The sequence below is a fragment of the Bartonella sp. MR168JLCBS genome, assembly GCF_042194175.1.
Genome location: NZ_JBHIMP010000054.1, coordinates 1 through 1,184 on the forward strand (window position 1 = coordinate 1; position 1,184 = coordinate 1,184).

At 39.3% G+C, this 1,184-nt stretch carries 1 protein-coding gene; it reads left to right on the top strand.

Features of this window, described 5'->3' with window-relative positions; all coding sequences use genetic code 11:
* Positions 1-399: 399 nt before the first annotated feature.
* Positions 400-1,184: FAD-dependent oxidoreductase (locus ACFIK8_RS08980; RefSeq protein WP_375669220.1), on the top strand; the 785-nt coding region annotated here is incomplete at its 3' end.

Sequence of the window (1,184 nt, forward strand, 5' to 3'; positions counted from 1 at the left end):
GTTGCTAATATAGTGGTTATGGCGCAAGAGCAGACAAAGGTTATCCAATTACGGTTGCTGTCGTGTAAATCGGCCAAAATTGGCAAAAGCATTGCTCCTCCCATGATTAATGCAAAACGTGCACAAACATTGATAATAAATTGAAAAATGGTTGTTCCCTATCTCTGTATCTATTTTTATTACGGTTTTGTGTTTATGAGAATTTATGTTTCTCTCTTTATAGGATAAAGATTAATTTTTATGTTAAACATGCCTTAATAAATTGGCAATCAAACGTTTTCACCCTCAAGAAGAAGTGTGTATACACTATAATTTAGGCTGTTGAAAAATGTTTTTTTTAAGGCGACATTTCGCTATAATTTATAGAGTGCTTAAGTAACAAAAAATGAAAGGGATTTTATGGTACAACCGCATATTCGCCTGCTTATTGTTGGTTCAGGTCCAGCTGGTTATACAGCGGCAATCTATGCGGCGAGAGGAATGCTCGAACCGGTTTTGGTTACTGGATTACAGCAGGGCGGACAATTGACAATTACAACTGACGTTGAAAATTATCCAGGGTTTGCTGATCCAATTCAAGGACCATGGTTGATGGAACAGATGGCAAAACAAGCTGAAAATATGGGCACAAAAGTTGTTTATGATAGTATTATAAAGGCTGATTTATTGAAGCGCCCTTTTATCTTATATGGAGATTCAGGAACTCAATATTGTTGTGATGCGCTCATTATTGCAACGGGGGCGCAGGTTCGCTGGCTTGGTTTGGAGAGCGAGCAGACATTTATGGGGGGCGGTGTTTCTGCTTGCGCTACATGTGATGGCTTCTTTTATCGTGATAAGGACGTTATTGTTGTGGGAGGGGGAAATACAGCCGTTGAAGAAGCTCTTTATTTATCGCATTTGGCGAAGACGGTAAGCATAGTTCATCGGCGGAATCATTTTCGGGCGGAAAAAATTTTGCAAGATAGGTTGTTTGCTTGCGATAATGTACGCGTTATTTGGGATCATGTGGTAGAAGAAATTGTTGGTTTGCCAGCTCATGCTTCAATGGGAGCTGTTGTGACAGGTGTACGTCTCAAAAATATTAAAACCGGTCAAAAAATTAAGGTAGATACGGATGGAATATTTATTGCTATCGGACATGATCCTGCCGTCTCTTTGTTTGAAGGACAACTAAAACAAAA